Below are 16,006 nucleotides of genomic sequence, written 5' to 3' on the forward strand. Positions count from 1 at the left end.
CGTCAACCGATCGGTCCGCGGTAGCCGAGGGCGTTGCCTATCCGGCCCGCGACGTCGTTGCGGCGGGCCCCGGGGGCGTCGCCGCCCGTCAGCCACGCCCGGCAGCGGTCCCCGAGCATCAGCCCGAAGCTCTCCGCCTCGATCTCCTGGGTGTCCTCGTAGTGGGACCGGGCGGCGACACTGGCGTACGTCAGGTCGGAGGCGTCGGGCAGCGCCCGGGCGGCGTCGGCGGCCCCGCGTCCGTGCCCGGTGCAGTGGCCGGCCTTCATGTGCCACAGCTCGTGCCCGAGGATGACCAGTTGGTGGTCGGCGGTCGTGTACTTCTCCACCACGACGATGTCGTAGTCCTCCATGTTCAGCCAGAGACCCGAGGTGGTCAGTTCGGCGGGGAAGCGCTCGAAGCGCAGCACGATGGGACGCCCGCCACGGGTACGGCTCATGGCGTCGCACAGGGCGCGGAAGAGCGTCTGCGGCTCGACCGGCGCCTCGAGGTCGAGCGAGGAGGTCAGCGCGGTGCACAGCTTGCGCATCGAACGGGAGAGGTTCACCGGGCCACCTCGGAGGAGAGCATTCCGGTGATCATGCCCAGGAGCAGCGTCTCCTGCGTCCGGGTGAGGGCTCTTCCCCGCGTGGAGATGGAGACGAGCCCGTACTGGTTCATGAGGTCGGCCATCAGGTCGCCCGATCCGTAGTTGAGGGATTCGACCGCAGGCCACAGGGCCCTGTTCACCGCCTGAGCCGGGGTGTCCGTCAGGAAGGTGATCTCACGGCCGAAGAAGGCCGCGAACTCCGTGCAGTGCCGCAGGTGCGGCGGTTCGCGGCCCGACACCAGGGCGCCGACCCACCAGGGGTCCACGCCGATGGCCGCCGCGATCTCCGCGATCGCGTAGGGCTGTCCGTGGGTGTCGCGCGAGACGGCGTACAGGAAGGCCGCGCGACGGCGGAGCGTCTCCTCGGCCTCCTCCGGCGTGGGATCCGCGAACTCCTCACCGCGCAGCAGGGCCGCCGTCACCTCCACGGGGACGCCGGTCCGCCCGGCGAGGGACTCCGCGTCGAGGATCTCGTCCACGTCCAGTCGCCGCTCCTGGGCGAGCGCCCGGATCCGGGTGAGCGTCGCGGCGAGGGAAAGCGGCGGACCGCCAACGGGGACAGTCATCTGTCTGTGCTCCCATACGTCCGAAGGGCAGATCCGTCTGCGCACCCGGGACGACGGTAGGCCCCCCCGGGCATCAAGATCCCCAGCACCGAACCGATCGTTGTCGAATCGAAAACGATCGATGACCGGAGGTGGGGACGCACAGCAAGATACAGCCAGTGCGGCGGGCTGTGGCGGGAAAGGGCGCATGGTCGCAGCTCATCGCGCCGGCCCGCCCGGCCGGTAAGGAGTACGAGAGCCACACGCCCCATACCCGCAGGTCCGGGATCCCCGGACGGCTCCCGCCCCCGGCGGCAGGGAGCCCCCGGGGCCGGAAAACCCGCGCGGACACGTACCATGGCGGCATGTCCTTCCTCCGCCGCCACCGCGCCGCCACACCCGCCGGCCCGGACTTCGACGTCCTGGCCATGGACCCGGGGGACTGGCCGGGCAACCTCGGGGCCGGGCTGCTGCCCGCCCCCGACGGCAGCTGCCAGGGTGTCTTCCTCCGCTACGACCTGTTCGGCGGCCGCGGCCCCGCGATGATCATCGGCAACCTCCCCGAGGGATCCCCGGCGCGGGAGCTCGCCGAGGGCCAGGTCCCCTTCGAGGTGGCCCAGCTCCTCGACGCCCTCGAGAACGACGAGGACGTCGAGGTCACCGGCGCCGAGGACTGTCCCGTCATGCAGGGCGACAACCTCCTCATCGTCCGCAAGATCAAGCTCTCCGAGGGCCGGATCTCCTGCGTCCAGTTCGACCGCAGCGACAACGTCCTCGTGACGATCGCCAGCTGGGACCGCCCGATCACCGACGACCTCTACGCGCTGCTCAAGCCGCTCCCCGCCGAGCTCTTCCAGCAGGGCTAGCCCTCCGGGGCCGCCGGCGCCGCCGGGCGCTACGCGTCCGCGATGTCGTTCGCCGCGACGTAGCCGAACGTCATCGCGGGCCCGATCGTGGATCCCGCCCCCGCGTAGCTGTGGCCCATCACCGCCGCACTCGCGTTGCCCGCCGCCCACAGGCCCCGGATCACCGAGCCGTCCGCCCGCAGCGCCCGGGCCCGCGCGTCCGTGACGATGCCGCCCTTGGTGCCCAGGTCCCCCGGGACGATCCTGAAGGCGTAGAAGGGCGGGGCCCAGACCGGCGCCAGGCAGGAGTTCGGCACCACGTTCGGGTCGGTGTAGTAGTGGTCGTACGCCGTGTCGCCCCGGTGGAAGTCCGCGTCGCTCCCGCTCCACGCCTGGGCGTTGAACCGGTTGAGGGTCGCCCGCAGCGCACCCGCCGGCACCCCGATCTGGCCCGCCAGCGCGTCCCAGGTCCACGCCTTCTTCACGGCGCCCGCCTCGTACCACGCGTCCGGGAAGGGCAGGGTCGGCAGGACGTCCTTGAACAGGTACCTGTTGCGGTAGTTCTGGTCCACGATCAGCCACGCCGGGATGTGCGAGCCCGCCTGGCCCCGGTCCTTCTCGTACATCACGTGCACCACGTCGCTGTACGGCGCGGCCTCGTTCACGAAGCGCGTCCCCGCCCGGTTCACGATCAGACCCCCCGGCAGGGTCCGCTCCGCCAGACAGAAGTACGGCTCCCCGGGCAGCGGGATCGTCGGCCCCCACCAGGCGTCCTCCATCAACGCCAGGGCCGCGCCCGCCTGTTGCCCCGCCCGGATCCCGTCACCGGTGTTCTCCTTCGCCCCCACCGACCACTGGGTGCCGATCGGCTGCTGCTGGTACTGCTCCCGCATCTGCGCGTTGTGCTCGAAGCCGCCGGAGCCGATGACCACCCCCTTGCGGGCCCGCACGACACCCCGTACGCCCTCCTTCTCCACCACCACCCCGGTCACCGCCCCGGCCTCCTGGACCAGGTCGACCAGCGGGCTGTTCAGCCACACCGGCACCCCCGCCCGCAGCAGCCCGGCCCGCAGCCCCGCGGCCAGCGCCTGGCCCATCGTCAGCGGCTCCTCCCCGCGCAGCGCCGCCGCCGCACCGCGCGCCAGGCACTCCGTGGACACCGCGAGCCCCTTCGCGGTGACCGCCGCGAGGGTCAGCCACCGGTAGTCCTGGCTGAACACCACCATCCCGGCGGGCACCGCCATGTACGCCGGGTTCAGGTGCGCCAGTTCGGCGCCCAGGACGTTCCCGTCGACCTGGTCCGGCTCGATGGAACGGCCGTTGCTCAGCCCGCCCGGCAGGTTCGGGTAGTAGTCGCTGTAGCCGTCCATGAAACGGAACCTCAGCGGGCTGTTCGCCATGACGAAGTCCAGCATCCGGGGACCGTTGTCGAGGAACGCCCGCTGCCGGTCGGCCGGTACGTCCGGACCCACCACCGCCGACAGGTACGCGGCCGCCTTCTGCGGGGTGTCCGGCACCCCCGCGCCCAGGATCACCGAGTTGTTCGGCAGCCAGATCCCCGCGCCGGAGCGCGCCGCCGAACCGCCGAAGGTCGGGGCCTTCTCCACCACCAGGACGCTCAGCCCCCGCCGGGCGGCGGTCAGCGCGGCGGTCATCCCCGCCGCCCCCGAGCCGACCACCACGACGTCGTACTCGCCGAGCGGGCTCTCGGCGGCCCCCGCGGCCGCGCCCGGCAGCACGGCGGCGGCGAGCACCCCGGCCCCCGTCCCGGCGAGGACCGCCCGGCGGGAGGGGAGGGCGGGACGGCTTCGGTCGGTGCTCCGGGTCATGGGCGGGCTCCATCGGGTGGCGGGGACGGGGGAGGCTCCGGCGTTCTGATGCCGAGTCAGAGAAAATGTTCGGGGGATCATGTGATGTCAAGCCACGCGCGCGCAACCGGTCCGGCCCCGGACAGGCCGAATCCCGTGCCCCCACACAGGGTGTGCGGGACACGGGATTCGTACGGGGCCGGGCGGGCCGGAGTCAGCGCGTGCCGACCGCCGCCCGGACCGCTCTGCGGGCCATCCCGGCGTCGTCGTGCAGACGGCGCAGCAGCAGGCGCTGCTCCTCCCCCGAGGACAGGGCCCCCGCGGGAAGCGGCTGGGCGGGGGCGGCCGCCAGCATGGAGCGCTGCACCGCCGTCTCGGACATCCGGATCTCCCTGGTCAGCACCAGCATCAGGTTCACCAGGAAGGCGTCCCGCGCCACCGGGCCGGCCGACTGGGCCAGCCGGCTGATCTGGCCGCGCGCCGCCGGAGCGTCACCCAGTACCGTCCACAGCGTGGCCAGGTCGTAGCCCGGCAGGTACCACCCGGCGTGCTCCCAGTCGAGGAGCACCGGCCCGGCCGGGGACAGCAGCAGGTTCGACAGCAGCGCGTCACCGTGGTTGAACTGCCACGGGGTACCCGCCAGCCGCAGCCCGTGCAGCAGCTTCTGCAGGTCGCCGAAGTCCCGGTCGGTCAGCAGTCCCAGCTGGTGGTCGCGGGAGATCCGCCGCGCGTAGTCCACCGGGTGGCCGAACAGATCGGCCGGCGGACGCCACTGGTTCACCCGGCACACCGCTCCCAGGGCGGCCCGCAGGTCGGTCCGCGGCGGCGCCTCCACCGGATGCCGCTGGAGCGCCGCGACCCGGCCCGCCATCCGCTCCACCACCAGTACGCAGTTCTCCGGGTCCGCGGCGATCAGCCGGGGCACGCGGACCGGCGGGCGGTGCCGGACGAACGTCCGGTACGACGCTATTTCGTGCCGGTACCGCTCGCGCCACTCGGGCGAGTGGTCCAGTAAAACCTTCGCGACCGCGGTCATCCGCCCTGTCGTCCCCACCAGGAGGACCGACCGGCCGCTGCGCCGCAGGACCTGGACCGGTGCGAACTCCGGACAGATCCGCTGCACCGACGCGAGCGCGGTGCGCAGCTGCGCCCCCTGCGGCCCGGACAGGTCGATTCTTCCGCTGAGCGGCTGCGGTCCGGTACCCGGCATCCGCCGCGCCCGTACGGCGCCCTGCGCCGGTACCGGCTGGCGGCCGGGTTCGAGGTAGGGGCCGCCGCCCGCCTGGAGGGTGCGGTGCTGCCGAACCGGTGCGGACACGGAGGACGTTGCTGCGTACATGGCGTTTACGGTTCCCTTCGTGCGCCGACGAGTGCGTACGCCGCCCCGCCGGATCCCGTACTTCACCCTGGGGAGTTCCGCCGGTGAACCGGGTCGGGGAGGCGCATTCCTACCTGACACCCGCCCGCAGGTGGCGAACCACGGGGCGGGGGCTGGCGAACCCTGGCGAATAGTCCACACGCATCTGACGGGCGGCTACTGTCAATTCAGCCGAGAACCTGGGGGCTTGACGTGAGCAAAGGTCCAAACACCCGTCTGAACGACCTGTTCGGCCTGGCCGGCTGGTCGAAGGGCGAACTCGCGAGGATGGTCAACCGGCAGGCGGCCGCCATGGGCCACCACCAGCTGGCCACCGACACCTCGCGGGTGCGGCGCTGGATCGACATGGGGGAGACCCCGCGCGAACCGGTGCCCACGGTACTGGCAGCACTGTTCACCGAGCGGCTCGGTCGTGTCGTGACCATCGAGGACCTCGGGTTCGTACGGCAGCGGCGCACCACCAAACGGCAGCCGGACGGGGCGAAGGAGAACCCCGACGGAGTGCCCTGGGCGCCCGAACGCACAGCCGCGGTCCTCACCGAATTCACGGGAATGGACCTCATGCTCAACCGTCGCGGCCTGATGGGCGCGGGAGCCGCGCTCACCGCCGGCTCAGCCCTCAGCAACGCCATGTACGACTGGCTGCACACCGAGCCCGCCACCGCCGGGAACGCGCAGACCTTCGCAGACCCCTACCAGGCCGACCCGGCCGGCTACGACCGCTACGAGGCGGCGCCGATCGGCTCCCAGGAGATCGAGGCCCTGGAGCGCTCCGTCGAGGTCTTCCGGGCCTGGGACGCCTCCAGAGGCGGCGGGCTCCAGCGCAAGGCCGTCGTCGGCCAGTTGAACGAAGTCGGCGGCATGCTGGCGTACCACCACCCCGACCACCTCCAGCGGAGGCTGTGGGGGGTGGCGGCCAACCTGGCGGTGCTGGCGGGCTGGATGTCGCACGACGTGGGCCTCGAACCCACCGCGCAGAAGTACTTCGTCATCGCCGCGCACGCGGCCCGCGAGGGCGGCGACCGGCCGCGCGCCGGCGAAGCCCTGTCACGGGCCGCCCGCCAGATGGTCCACCTCGGCAAGCCGAACGAGGCCCTGGACCTGATGAAGCTGGCGCAGTCCGGATCCGGCGAGCAGACCCTGCCGCGCACCCGCGCCATGCTGCACACCATCGAGGCATGGGCGCAGGCCGCCATGGGCAAGGGCCAGGCCATGCGCCGCACCCTGGGCGAGGCCGAGGACCTGTTCGTGTCCGACAAGGGAGACGTACCGCCGCCCTCGTGGATGCAGCACTTCGACGAGGCGGACCTGCACGGCATGCAGGCCCTGGCGTACCGCACCCTCGCCGACCACGACGCCTCGGCCGCGCCCATCGCCGCCCGGCACGCCCGGGAGGCGCTGCGGCTGCGCGGCGACGGCTACCAGCGCTCCCAGATCTTCGACTACATCTCCATGGCCTCGGCCTGCTTCATCGCGGACGACCCGGAACAGGCCGACCGCTACGCCCGCCTCGCCCTGGTCTCGATGAACGAGACCTCCTCGCACCGGACATGGGACCGGCTCCGCGAGATGTACCGGCTCACCGGCCAGTACGCCGGGTACGCGCGCATCGAGAACCTGCGCGAGGAGATCAAGCTGGCCCTCCCCGACATCCCCGCAGCGCGCGTCGCAAGCGGTGCGGAGGTCTAGCGGAGGTCTGGGCCGCGGAGGGACGGGTACGGCAGAGGACGGGAAGACGGCGCGTCGGGAGGGGCCGCGCCTCACAGGCGCGGCCCCTGGAACCCGTCCGCTGTCAGTCGGCCAGCAGTCAGTCGGCCAGTAGGCCATTCGGCCGGCCGACCGCCGTCGGTCAGCCGCCGATCCGGGCGACCAGGACGCAGGCGTCGTCCTCGCGCTCGCTCTCGCCGAACTCCTCCGTCACCATGCGGACGCAGTCGCGGGCCGACCGCGCCTGCGAGAACCGCGGCGCGAGCGCCAGCAGCCGCTCGGTGCCGTCCGTCCGGCTGAACTCGATGCTCTGCGAGGCCAGTCCGTCCGTGTGCAGTACGAGTACGTCGCCCAGTTCGAGCCGTTCCTCGGCCTGCCCGTACACGGCCCCCGAGGTCGCCCCCAGCAGGACGCCCTCCGGGGGTTGCAGCGCCCGGCCCTGGCCGCGGCGGAAGAGCAGGGGCGCGGGGTGTCCGGCCTGTGCCCAGGACAGCATCCGGCGCGCGGGATCGTAGCGGCAGCAGACGGCGGAGCCGAGTGCGGGCTGTACGGAGGTCTCCAGCAGCTGGTTGAGCCAGCCCATCAGGGGGCCCGGCTCGATCCCGGCCATGGCCATGCCGCGCAGGGCGCCGAGCATCATCGCCATCCCGGAGGTGGCGCTCACCCCGTGCCCGGTCAGGTCACCGACCGTCAGAAGGGAGCGTCCGTCGGGGAGTTCGAGCGCGTCGTACCAGTCGCCGCCGATCAGCGCGCTGGTCGCGGAGGGCAGGTAGTGCGCGGCCACGTCCATCGTGCCGGCGTTCTCGTGCGGGAACCGCAGGGAGCCGCGCCACGGGGGGAGCACGGCTTCCTGCAGTTCGACCGCCAGCCGGTGCTCGGTCTGCGCGATCTCCCGCTGGCGCTGGAGCGAATCCCGCGACTCGCGTTCCGCCCGCTGGCTGCGGCGCAGTTCGCTCACGTCCCGCAGCACGGCCCACATGGAGGCCGTGCAGCCGTCGGAGTCGAGCACCGGCTCGCCCCTCATGTGCAGCGTCCGGACCCGCCCGTCGGCCCGGACGATGCGGAACTCGCCGTCTATCGGCTTGCCGTCGACCAGGCAGTCCGTGACCATCGCGGTCATCAGGGGCTGGTCCTCGGAGAACAGGGTGGAGCCCAGCTCGTCGAGGGGCAGTGGGCCGGCCTCGGGGGACCGGCCGAAGATCTGGAAGAGCTCCTCGGACCAGGTGACCTCGTCCGTCAGCAGGTTCCACTCGGCGCTGCCGACGCGGGTCTGCCGGTCCTCCTGCGCGGCCTCCGGGGCCGCCGGGGGGAGTTCGACGAGTTCGGGAGCGGGCGGCAGGCCCTCCTTGAGCTGGCCGAGGTGCTGGCCGAGGTCGTCGAGGTGGTGCACGGCGAGGTCGCACAGCGCGCGCTGCCAGCGGCCCTGGGCGTCGTCGTCGTCCACGACGGTGTCGCGGCGTACGGCGTCCACCTCGCCGCGCAGCCGGCGGGTCTGCGAGATCAGTGCGTCCACCGATCCCGGCTCGGGCGGCTGCGCGGGACGGTCCGCGTACAGGTGGGACGGCATGAGGACTCCGATACAGGCGCGGCGATACAGGCGCGGCTCGGCCAGGTCCCGGAGGACGACCGGTGACGGCTGTGGACCGACTACGACTGTGGCACAGCCGGAGACCGCCTGTAAGGCGTTTGGCAACATCCGTAACGGTCTTGCTCGGGGCATATGCCGAAGGCCTCCCGGTTGCCTCCTGTCCGTACGAACATTTCCGGTCAGCCCCGGATGCCGTTCCTGCCCGGTCCTGGCCGTGTTCACGCCGTGCCGGGCCCGGAGTCCGCAGGTCCCTCAGATGGTGAGCGGTACGGGGTGGATCTCGTCGGCGGGGTGCCCCGAGCGCTCGTGGATCCGCCGGACCGCGTCGGCCGAGGGTGCCTCGGACAGGCAGTAGACCTCGCCGGACGCCGGGTCGGCCCAGGCCCGCTCGAACTTCACCTTCTCGTCCGACTGGATCGCCAGGTCCGCCTTGTGGGCGGCCTTCAGCTCGGTTTCCGTGATGCCCTTCATGCCATGGTGGACATCCATGTACTTGGCCACCGCGAACACCTCCTCATGTGTCGCGACGTGTACGGGTCTGCTTCCATCGTGCGCCCGCGGCCGGAAAAAGGCCCTCCGGCGAGGGGCGGTCGATCGTACGGGCGAGGTGTACGAGTCATCCGCGCCGCTTTCCCCGTCCCGCGCAGGGGTCTTCGGTTCGTCAGGGGTACCACCCGAACGAAGGACCCCGTCCGGCAGCTCGCTTCCCACCTCACCCGGTGATCGCTACCCTACGTGTCGGTAATGAGCCGGGGGCGGTCCGTTTCGGCGGGCCCGGGGAGGGTGGGGACACGACCAGATGACCGAACAGAGCAGCGCGCCGGCCGGAGGGAGCCGCCGCTCCTTCCTGACCTATCTGGTCGCGGCGCCCACCCTGGCCCTGGTCACCCGGGCCGGGGCCGATGTCCTCGCCCCGCAGCCCGCGCACGCCGTGATCCCGAGCCTGCCCGCCATCGCCGACATCGTCGACCTCGGCGACCTGTTCATCCTGGCCGGCGCCCCCACCTCCGCGCTGCTGGCGCTCGCGGTGGAGGCGGACGGCACCATCCGCTTCCGGCTGCCGCGCGAGGAGGTCGGCCAGGGCCTCACCACCGCCGTGGCCATGCTGGTCGCGGAGGAGCTGGACGCGCCCCTGGACACGGTCCGGGTGGAACTGGACGACGCCCGCCCCGAGTTGCTGTTCAACCAGCTCACCGGCTCCTCCAACTCGATCCGCTCCCTCTACGGGCCGGTCCGCCAGTGCGCCGCCACCGCCCGGGCCCGCCTGGTCGCGGCCGCCGCCGCCCGCTGGAGCCTCTCCGCCTCCGCGCTGAGCACCGCGGACGGCTCCGTACGGGCCCCCGACGGCCGCAGCGCCACCTACGGCAGCCTCGCCGTGGCCGCCGCCTCGCCCGGCCTGATCGTCCTGGGCGCCTCCCCGAAGCCGGCCGCGAAGCACGCCCTGGTCGGCACCCCGACCCGGCGGATCGACGCCCGCGCCATGGTGACGGGCGCTCAGAAGTACACCCTCGACCTCGACGTGCCGGGCGCCAAGCCCTGCGTGGTGCGCCGTCCGCCCTCCGTCGGCGGCAGCGTCCGCGGCGTCACCAACCTCACGGCCGTCCGGGCGATGCCGGGGGTCCTGGACGTGGTGACCGTCAAGACCGGGGTCGCCGTCGTCGCGGAAACGTTCGGGCAGGCCCTCGACGCCAAGGCCGCGCTCCAGGTCGACTGGGGCCCCGGCCCCGCCGACCAGCTCTCGGACGCGCAGATCCGTACCAAGCTGCGGGCGGCCACCCCGCCGCTGCTGGTGCCGCCGCTGCTCACCCCGTACGTGGACGCCGAGTTCGACTTCGCCTTCGTCAGCCACGCCCCGATGGAGACCAACTCGGCGGTCGCCGACGTACGGGACGACCGCGCCGAGATCTGGTCCGGGCTCAAGTCCCCCATCGTCGCGCGGGAGACCATCGCCATCGAGCTCGGACTGCCGCTGGACAAGGTGAAGGTGCACGTGGTCCAGGCGGGCGGCTCCTTCGGCCGGCGGCTGTTCTTCGACGCGGCCCTGGAGGCCGCCCGGATCTCCAAGGCCTGCCGCCGCCCGGTGCGGCTGATGTGGACCCGCGTCGACGACACCCGCCACGGCCGGATGCGCCCCGCCACCCACCACCGGATCCGGGCCACGCACCTGCTCGGCGAGGTCCTCAGCTTCGAGCACCGGGTCGCCGCCGCGGAGACCGACTTCCGGCACGGACTCGGCGAGATCATCACCGCCACCGCCGCGAGCCTGCCCTCCGGCATCGGCAACGCCACCCTGGCCCAGACCCTGTTCCTGACCACCATCAAGTCCCCGTACCACTTCGGGCTCACCACCCAGGCCCTGACGGAGGTCCCGACGGGCATCCCCACCGGGTCCTGGCGCTCGGTGTACTCGGCCAACACCCGGGGCGCCGAAGAGATCGTGGTGGACGAGCTCGCCGCGGCCACCGGCAAGGACCCCTACCGCTTCCGGCGCACCTTCCTCAAGACCGACGCCCAGCGCGCGGTGCTCGACAAGGTGGCCGCCGAAGGGCAGTGGGGCCGGGCCATGCCGGCCGGCTGCGCGCAGGGCATCGCCTTCCACGAGGAGTACAAGTCGCGCACCGCCTGCCTCGTGGAGATCGACACCCGCGACCCGGAGCGGGTCCGCGTCACCAAGGCGGTCATCGCCGTGGACGTGGGCCTGCCCGTCAACCCGCGCGGGCTGGAGGCCCAGATGATCGGCGGCCTCACCGACGCGATCTCCACCACCCTGCGCGCCGGGCTGCACCTGGACAAGGGGCTGCCGCTGGAGGGCAGTTACAGCCAGTTCCACTGGGCGCAGCAGCGCGACACCCCGCGTGAGGTACGGGTCATCGTGCTCCCGGCGACCGGCACCGAGCCGGGCGGCGCGGGTGAACTCGGGGTGCCCGCCGCCGTGGGTGCCATCGCCAACGCCTGGGCCCGGGCCACCGGTTCCAAGCCCCGCAGCTTCCCCCTCGACTTCGACGTCGACTTCACCCCCTACCCGCGCTGACCGCTGGAGTATGCCGCCGTGCCCCTGCACACCTTCACCGTCAACGGCCAGAGCGTCACCGTCGACGCCCCCGACAACCTCCCCCTGCTGTGGGTGCTCCGCGACATGCTGGGCGTCACCGGCCCCAAGTACGGCTGCGGGGTGGACGTCTGCAAGGCCTGCACCAGCCACCTCGACGGGGCCGACGTCCGTCCGTGCGTGGTCCCCGTCTCCGCCTGCGCGGGGAAGCGGGTGACCACCATCGAGGGGCTGGCCGACGGGGACCGGCTGCACCCCGTACAGGAGGCCTGGCTCGAGCAGGACGTCGCCCAGTGCGGCTTCTGCCAGCCGGGGCAGATCATGGCCGCGGTGGCGCTGCTCCAGCGCACGAGCGAGCCCACGGACGAGGACATCGACGCCATCGCCAACATCTGCCGCTGCGGGACCTACTTCCGCATCCGCGAGGCCATCCGCAGCGCGGCCGCCAGGATGTGACGGCCGCGCGGGGGTGCGGGGCAGGGGTGCGGGGCCGGAGGGCGGACGGCTTCGCGGCGGGACACAGTCCTATGGCATCCGATATCTAACCAAAATGGAGGATTATGCCTGAATGAGGCGAATCAATGCGAAACGCGTGCTGGTCGGTGAGCCCCTCGACAGCGCGCGCCTGGGCGAGACCCTGCTGCCCAAACGGCTCGCGCTGCCGATCTTCTGCAGCGACCCGCTCTCCTCCGTGGCCTACGCCACCGAGGAGATCCTGCTGATCCTCGCCCTCGGCGGAGTCGCCCTGCTCCACCTCGCCTGGTACGCGGCCGCCGCCATCGTCTTGCTGCTGGTGGTGGTCGTCGCCTCCTACCGGCAGACCTGCCACGCCTACCCCGGCGGCGGGGGCGCGTACATCGTCAGCTCCGAGAACCTGGGACCCACCGCCGCCCTCACGGCCGCCAGCGCCCTGCTCGTCGACTACGTGATGACCGTCGCCGTCTCCGTCGTCTCCGGGGTCGCCGCCATCACCTCGGCGATCCCCTCCCTCAGCGACCACCAAGTCGCCCTGTCCGTCGGCTTCGTGGTGCTGCTGACCCTGATGAACCTGCGCGGCGTACGGGAGTCGGGGCGCGTCTTCGCCATCCCCACCTACGGGTTCGTCCTCGTCATCTACGTCATGTTCGCCGTAGCCGCCGTCCGCCTCGCCACCGGCGACACCATCCGGGCCGAGTCCGCCCACCTCCCGATCACCGCCGCCGGCACCTACACCGGCCTCGCCGTGGTCTTCCTCGCCCTGCGCGCCTTCGCCTCCGGCTGTACGGCCCTCACCGGTGTCGAGGCCATCAGCAACGGCGTCCCCGCCTTCCAGAAGCCCAAGGCCAAGAACGCCGCGACCACCCTGGCCGCCATGGGCGTGCTCTCCGTGACCATGTTCGTCGGCATCACCGCCCTCGCCATGTCCTACCAGGTGCACTCCGCCGCCGACCCCACCGAACTGGGCCTGCCCGCCGGCACCCCGATGTCCACCGCGCTCGCCCAGATCGGCCGCGCCACCTTCGGGAGCTGGCACTTCCTCTTCTACCTGCTCCAGGCCGTCACCGCGGGCGTCCTGGTCCTGGCCGCCAACACCGCCTTCAACGGCTTCCCGATGCTCGCCTCTATCCTCGCCAAGGACCGCTACGCCCCCCGCCAGCTCTTCAACCGCGGCGACCGGCTCGTCTACTCCAACGGCGTCATCCTGCTCGCCCTCGCCGCCATCGCCCTGATCGTCGCCTTCGACGCCGAACTGACCCGCCTCATCCAGCTCTACATCATCGGCGTCTTCGTCTCCTTCACCCTCTCCCAGTCCGGGATGGTCAGGCACTGGAGGCGCGAGCTGGCCTCCCCGGCCACCCCCAGGTCCGAGCGGATCCACATCCACCGCCGGCTCGCCATCAACGCGATCGGCGCGGTCATGACCGCCCTGGTCCTGGTCGTCGTCCTGATCACCAAGTTCACGCACGGCGCCTGGCTGGTCGTCATCGCCATGCCCGCGCTGTTCCTCGGCATGAAGGGGGTCCGCCGCCACTACGACACGGTCGCCCGGCAGGTCGCCGTCGCCCCCGGGGCCAAGCCGCACAAGCCGGCCCGCCACCACGTCGTCGTCCTCGTCGCCAATGTGCACGCCCCGACCCTGGGCGCCCTCGGCTACGCCCAGGCGCTGCGGCCCGACACCCTCAGCGCGCTCTCCGTCGCCGCCGACGAGGAGGAGGCGCGGCAGCTGCGCGAGGCCTGGACGGAACACGACCCCGGCATTCCGCTCACGGTGCTGCACTCCCCCTACCGGGAGGTGGTCGGGCCGGTCCTGGAGTACGTCGAGGAGGCCGCGGCCGCCGAGGGGACGGACGTGCTGTCGGTGGTCATCCCGGAGTACGTGGTCGGGCACTGGTGGGAGCAGCCCCTGCACAACCAGAACGCGCTGCGGCTGAAGGCGCGGCTGCTCTTCACCCCGGGGGTCGCGGTGATCGACGTACCGTACCTGCTGGAGTCGGCCCGGCAGCAGCAGGAGCCGCAGGAGCCGCGGCGGGGGTAGGCCCGGCGGGGGCGGGGTGCTGGGTCACCGCCGCGTGGGCCAGGGCCAGTTCCACCACGTGCGCCGGGTCCGACAGCGCGCGGCCGGTGAGCCGCTCCAGGCGCCGCAGCCGGTTGGAGACGGTGTTGCGGTGGCAGTACAGCCGCTGGGCGGCCTGCGTGGTCGAGCCCTGGCAGGCCAGCCAGGTGCCCAGTGTGGTCAGCAGGACCCGGGCGTCCTCCGCGGGCAGCTCCAGCACCGGCCCCAGCACCACCTGGCGCAGCCGGGCGGCGAGTTCGGCGTCGGCCGCCACCAGCGCCGCCGGGAGCCGCTCGTCCAGCAGGGCGGCGCCGGGCGCGGCGGACGGCGGGGCGGTGCGCAGGGCGAGGGCCGCCAGCCGGCGGGCCCCGGCCAGCTCGGCCGGAGCGCCGACCACCGGGCTGACCCCGGCGCGCACGCCGAGCGGGGCGAGCAGGCCGCGCAGGGACTCCAGCGGGTGGTGGCCCAGCTCGGCCAGGCCCGTCTCCGCGTCGGCCCGGATCCGCCAGAGCAGGCGCGGGGCGTCCGGCCCCGCGCCGGGTCTGCCGTCGGGGCGGCCCGGGGTGCCGGGGCCGCCCGGCCGGAGCACGACCACCGCGAAGCGCCCCCGCTCCGGCAGCCCCAGCTGCGCCGCCGCCTCCGCCACCGGGCCCGAGCCGTCGAGCAGCACGTCCAGCAGCCCGGCCCGGCGCTCCCGTTCGCGCTCGCCCCGCTCGGCCCCGGCCCGCAGGTACGCCTCCGAGGCGGCGTCCGTCATCTGGTCCAGTACGTCCCACAGCGCGCCCGCCCCCGGCAGCAGCCGCGGCAGCGCCGCCCGGTCGTGCGCGGCCACCGCCTCGGTCAGGCTCTGCCACACCAGCCGCCCGCCGTAGCGGTAGGTGCGCCGCAAGGAGTCGAGCGGCAGCCCCTGCCCGGCGCGCAGGGCGCCGGTGGCCCGGGCGTCGGACAGCTCGACGGGCAGCCCCCGCGCGCTGCGGACCAGCCCCTCGACGGCCTGGTGGAGGGTGTGGTGGATCCGCTCGCGCAGCTCGGCCCGCCCGGTCAGGGCGGCGTAGGCGGGATCCTCGGTCAGCGTCCGGTCGGTGAGCCGGTCCGCCGCGACGGCGATCCGGCGGGTCAGGTCCTCACGTATCTCCTCGATGATCCGATCCATGACGGGCAGGGTGGCACGGGGGAGGGGCCGGTGGGGAGGGCCCGGTGGGGACGTCCGGAGTCCGATGGTCCGCTAGCGTGTGCTGAGTACTGTGGGCGCAGTGCTTACGTACGCCCCCACCGCACCACTCGTCCCCCGTCCCTCCCCACACCCCCGGGAACCGCCCATGCGCCAGAATCCGCAGCGCCGAGCCGCGCTCCTCGACGCCGCCATCGAGGTCCTGGCCCGCGAGGGCTCCCGGGGCCTGACCCTGCGCGCCGTGGACGCGGAGGCCGAGGTCCCGACCGGCACCGCCTCCAACTACTTCGCCAACCGGGGCCAGCTGCTGGTGCAGATCCTCCACCGCACCCGCGAACGCCTCACCCCGGACCCGGCCGAGCTGGCCGGCCCCCTCGACACCAAGGTGCTGCTCGGCCGGCTCCTCGGACGGATCCGCCGCGAGCGCAGCGTCCACACCGCGATGCTGGAGCTGCGCCTGGAAGCCACCCGCAGGCCCGAACTCCAGGCGGAGCTGGCCACGTTCCTGGCCGCCGAGCTCGAGGAGAACATCGCCTGGCACCTGGACGCCGGCCTGCCCGGGGACCAGGAGGGCGTCGCCCTGCTCTACCTCGCGATGCAGGGCCTGATCGTGGACGACCTCACCGTCCCCGCCCTGCTCGAGGCCCACCCGGTGGACGAGCTCCTCGGGGTGATGGTGGAGCGCCTCCTCCCGGAGCGGCCCGCCGGCTGACCGACCGGGCGACGATGGCCGGGCCTACGCGAGTCAGCTGGTTTTGCGGCGGGCGAGCGACTTTGATGGGTTTGCCAGGC

Annotated in this window: 13 protein-coding genes; 6 read left to right on the forward strand and 7 right to left on the reverse strand. The window is 72.9% G+C overall.

Annotation, left to right across the window (positions count from 1 at the left end; translation table 11 throughout):
- Positions 1-2: 2 nt before the first annotated feature.
- Both OOK34_RS26310 and OOK34_RS26315 read right to left on the reverse strand, forming a co-directional pair.
- Entirely contained in the window at positions 3-530 is a 528-nt protein-coding gene (locus OOK34_RS26310; RefSeq protein WP_267036911.1) for a toxin-antitoxin system, toxin component, read from the reverse strand.
- A gap of 14 nt (positions 531-544) precedes the next feature.
- On the reverse strand, positions 545-1,156 hold the full coding sequence (locus OOK34_RS26315; protein WP_267036332.1) for a hypothetical protein: 612 nt from the start codon (positions 1,154-1,156) through the stop codon (positions 545-547).
- 344 nt (positions 1,157-1,500) lie between these two features.
- On the opposite strand from OOK34_RS26315, the gene OOK34_RS26320 reads away from it, so the two are divergent.
- Positions 1,501-2,001 (forward strand): hypothetical protein, encoded by a 501-nt coding sequence (locus OOK34_RS26320; protein ID WP_267036333.1) that lies wholly within the window; start codon positions 1,501-1,503, stop codon positions 1,999-2,001.
- 29 nt (positions 2,002-2,030) lie between these two features.
- Here OOK34_RS26320 and kstD read toward each other — a convergent pair whose 3' ends face one another.
- Together kstD and OOK34_RS26330 are read right to left on the reverse strand one after the other, a co-directional pair.
- Positions 2,031-3,809 carry a 3-oxosteroid 1-dehydrogenase gene (gene kstD / locus OOK34_RS26325; protein WP_323183461.1) on the reverse strand — a complete coding sequence of 593 codons (1,779 nt, stop codon included), beginning with the start codon at positions 3,807-3,809 and terminating at the stop codon, positions 2,031-2,033.
- Positions 3,810-4,002: 193 nt separating this feature from the next.
- On the reverse strand, positions 4,003-5,127 hold the full coding sequence (locus OOK34_RS26330; protein ID WP_267036334.1) for an aminoglycoside phosphotransferase family protein: 1,125 nt from the start codon (positions 5,125-5,127) through the stop codon (positions 4,003-4,005).
- Positions 5,128-5,358: 231 nt separating this feature from the next.
- On the opposite strand from OOK34_RS26330, the gene OOK34_RS26335 reads away from it, so the two are divergent.
- Positions 5,359-6,855, forward strand: coding sequence for a hypothetical protein (locus OOK34_RS26335; protein ID WP_267036335.1), 1,497 nt, complete (start codon positions 5,359-5,361; stop codon positions 6,853-6,855).
- A 160-nt stretch (positions 6,856-7,015) separates the two neighbouring features.
- On the opposite strand, the gene OOK34_RS26340 is transcribed toward OOK34_RS26335, so the two are convergent.
- Both OOK34_RS26340 and OOK34_RS26345 read right to left on the reverse strand, forming a co-directional pair.
- A complete protein-coding gene (locus OOK34_RS26340) occupies positions 7,016-8,440 on the reverse strand; it encodes a PP2C family protein-serine/threonine phosphatase (protein ID WP_267036336.1) in 1,425 nt (474 codons plus the stop codon).
- A gap of 273 nt (positions 8,441-8,713) precedes the next feature.
- Positions 8,714-8,962, reverse strand: coding sequence for an SCO4226 family nickel-binding protein (locus OOK34_RS26345; RefSeq protein WP_267036337.1), 249 nt, complete (start codon positions 8,960-8,962; stop codon positions 8,714-8,716).
- A gap of 298 nt (positions 8,963-9,260) precedes the next feature.
- On the opposite strand from OOK34_RS26345, the gene OOK34_RS26350 reads away from it, so the two are divergent.
- The 3 genes from OOK34_RS26350 (at position 9,261) to OOK34_RS26360 (ending at position 14,025) form a co-directional block, all read left to right on the forward strand.
- Positions 9,261-11,492: a xanthine dehydrogenase family protein molybdopterin-binding subunit gene (locus OOK34_RS26350; protein ID WP_267036338.1), complete on the forward strand. Its 2,232-nt coding sequence runs from the start codon at positions 9,261-9,263 to the stop codon at positions 11,490-11,492.
- A gap of 18 nt (positions 11,493-11,510) precedes the next feature.
- On the forward strand, positions 11,511-11,966 hold the full coding sequence (locus OOK34_RS26355) for a (2Fe-2S)-binding protein (protein ID WP_267036339.1): 456 nt from the start codon (positions 11,511-11,513) through the stop codon (positions 11,964-11,966).
- Positions 11,967-12,078: 112 nt separating this feature from the next.
- Complete coding sequence (locus OOK34_RS26360) at positions 12,079-14,025, forward strand: APC family permease (protein ID WP_267036340.1); 1,947 nt, start codon at positions 12,079-12,081, stop codon at positions 14,023-14,025.
- On the opposite strand, the gene OOK34_RS26365 is transcribed toward OOK34_RS26360, so the two are convergent.
- Complete coding sequence (locus tag OOK34_RS26365; protein WP_267036341.1) at positions 13,937-15,196, reverse strand: helix-turn-helix domain-containing protein; 1,260 nt, start codon at positions 15,194-15,196, stop codon at positions 13,937-13,939. The genes OOK34_RS26360 and OOK34_RS26365 overlap by 89 nt on opposite strands.
- Positions 15,197-15,362: 166 nt before the next feature.
- On the opposite strand from OOK34_RS26365, the gene OOK34_RS26370 reads away from it, so the two are divergent.
- On the forward strand, positions 15,363-15,926 hold the full coding sequence (locus tag OOK34_RS26370) for a TetR/AcrR family transcriptional regulator (protein WP_267036342.1): 564 nt from the start codon (positions 15,363-15,365) through the stop codon (positions 15,924-15,926).
- Positions 15,927-16,006: the final 80 nt, after the last annotated feature.

The organism is Streptomyces sp. NBC_00091 (assembly GCF_026343185.1).
Taxonomy (GTDB): domain Bacteria; phylum Actinomycetota; class Actinomycetes; order Streptomycetales; family Streptomycetaceae; genus Streptomyces.

Excerpts from the sequence above, each read along its gene's own strand:
- OOK34_RS26310 (WP_267036911.1), bottom strand. The coding sequence starts at position 530 with ATGCGCAAGCTGTGCACCGCGCTGACCTCCTCGCTCGACCTCGAGGCG.
- OOK34_RS26315 (WP_267036332.1), bottom strand. The coding sequence starts at position 1,156 with ATGACTGTCCCCGTTGGCGGTCCGCCGCTTTCCCTCGCCGCGACGCTC.
- OOK34_RS26320 (WP_267036333.1), top strand. The coding sequence starts at position 1,501 with ATGTCCTTCCTCCGCCGCCACCGCGCCGCCACACCCGCCGGCCCGGAC.
- kstD (WP_323183461.1), bottom strand. The coding sequence starts at position 3,809 with ATGACCCGGAGCACCGACCGAAGCCGTCCCGCCCTCCCCTCCCGCCGG.
- OOK34_RS26330 (WP_267036334.1), bottom strand. The coding sequence starts at position 5,127 with ATGTACGCAGCAACGTCCTCCGTGTCCGCACCGGTTCGGCAGCACCGC.
- OOK34_RS26340 (WP_267036336.1), bottom strand. The coding sequence starts at position 8,440 with ATGCCGTCCCACCTGTACGCGGACCGTCCCGCGCAGCCGCCCGAGCCG.
- OOK34_RS26350 (WP_267036338.1), top strand. The coding sequence starts at position 9,261 with ATGACCGAACAGAGCAGCGCGCCGGCCGGAGGGAGCCGCCGCTCCTTC.
- OOK34_RS26360 (WP_267036340.1), top strand. The coding sequence starts at position 12,079 with ATGAGGCGAATCAATGCGAAACGCGTGCTGGTCGGTGAGCCCCTCGAC.
- OOK34_RS26365 (WP_267036341.1), bottom strand. The coding sequence starts at position 15,196 with ATGGATCGGATCATCGAGGAGATACGTGAGGACCTGACCCGCCGGATC.
- OOK34_RS26370 (WP_267036342.1), top strand. The coding sequence starts at position 15,363 with ATGCGCCAGAATCCGCAGCGCCGAGCCGCGCTCCTCGACGCCGCCATC.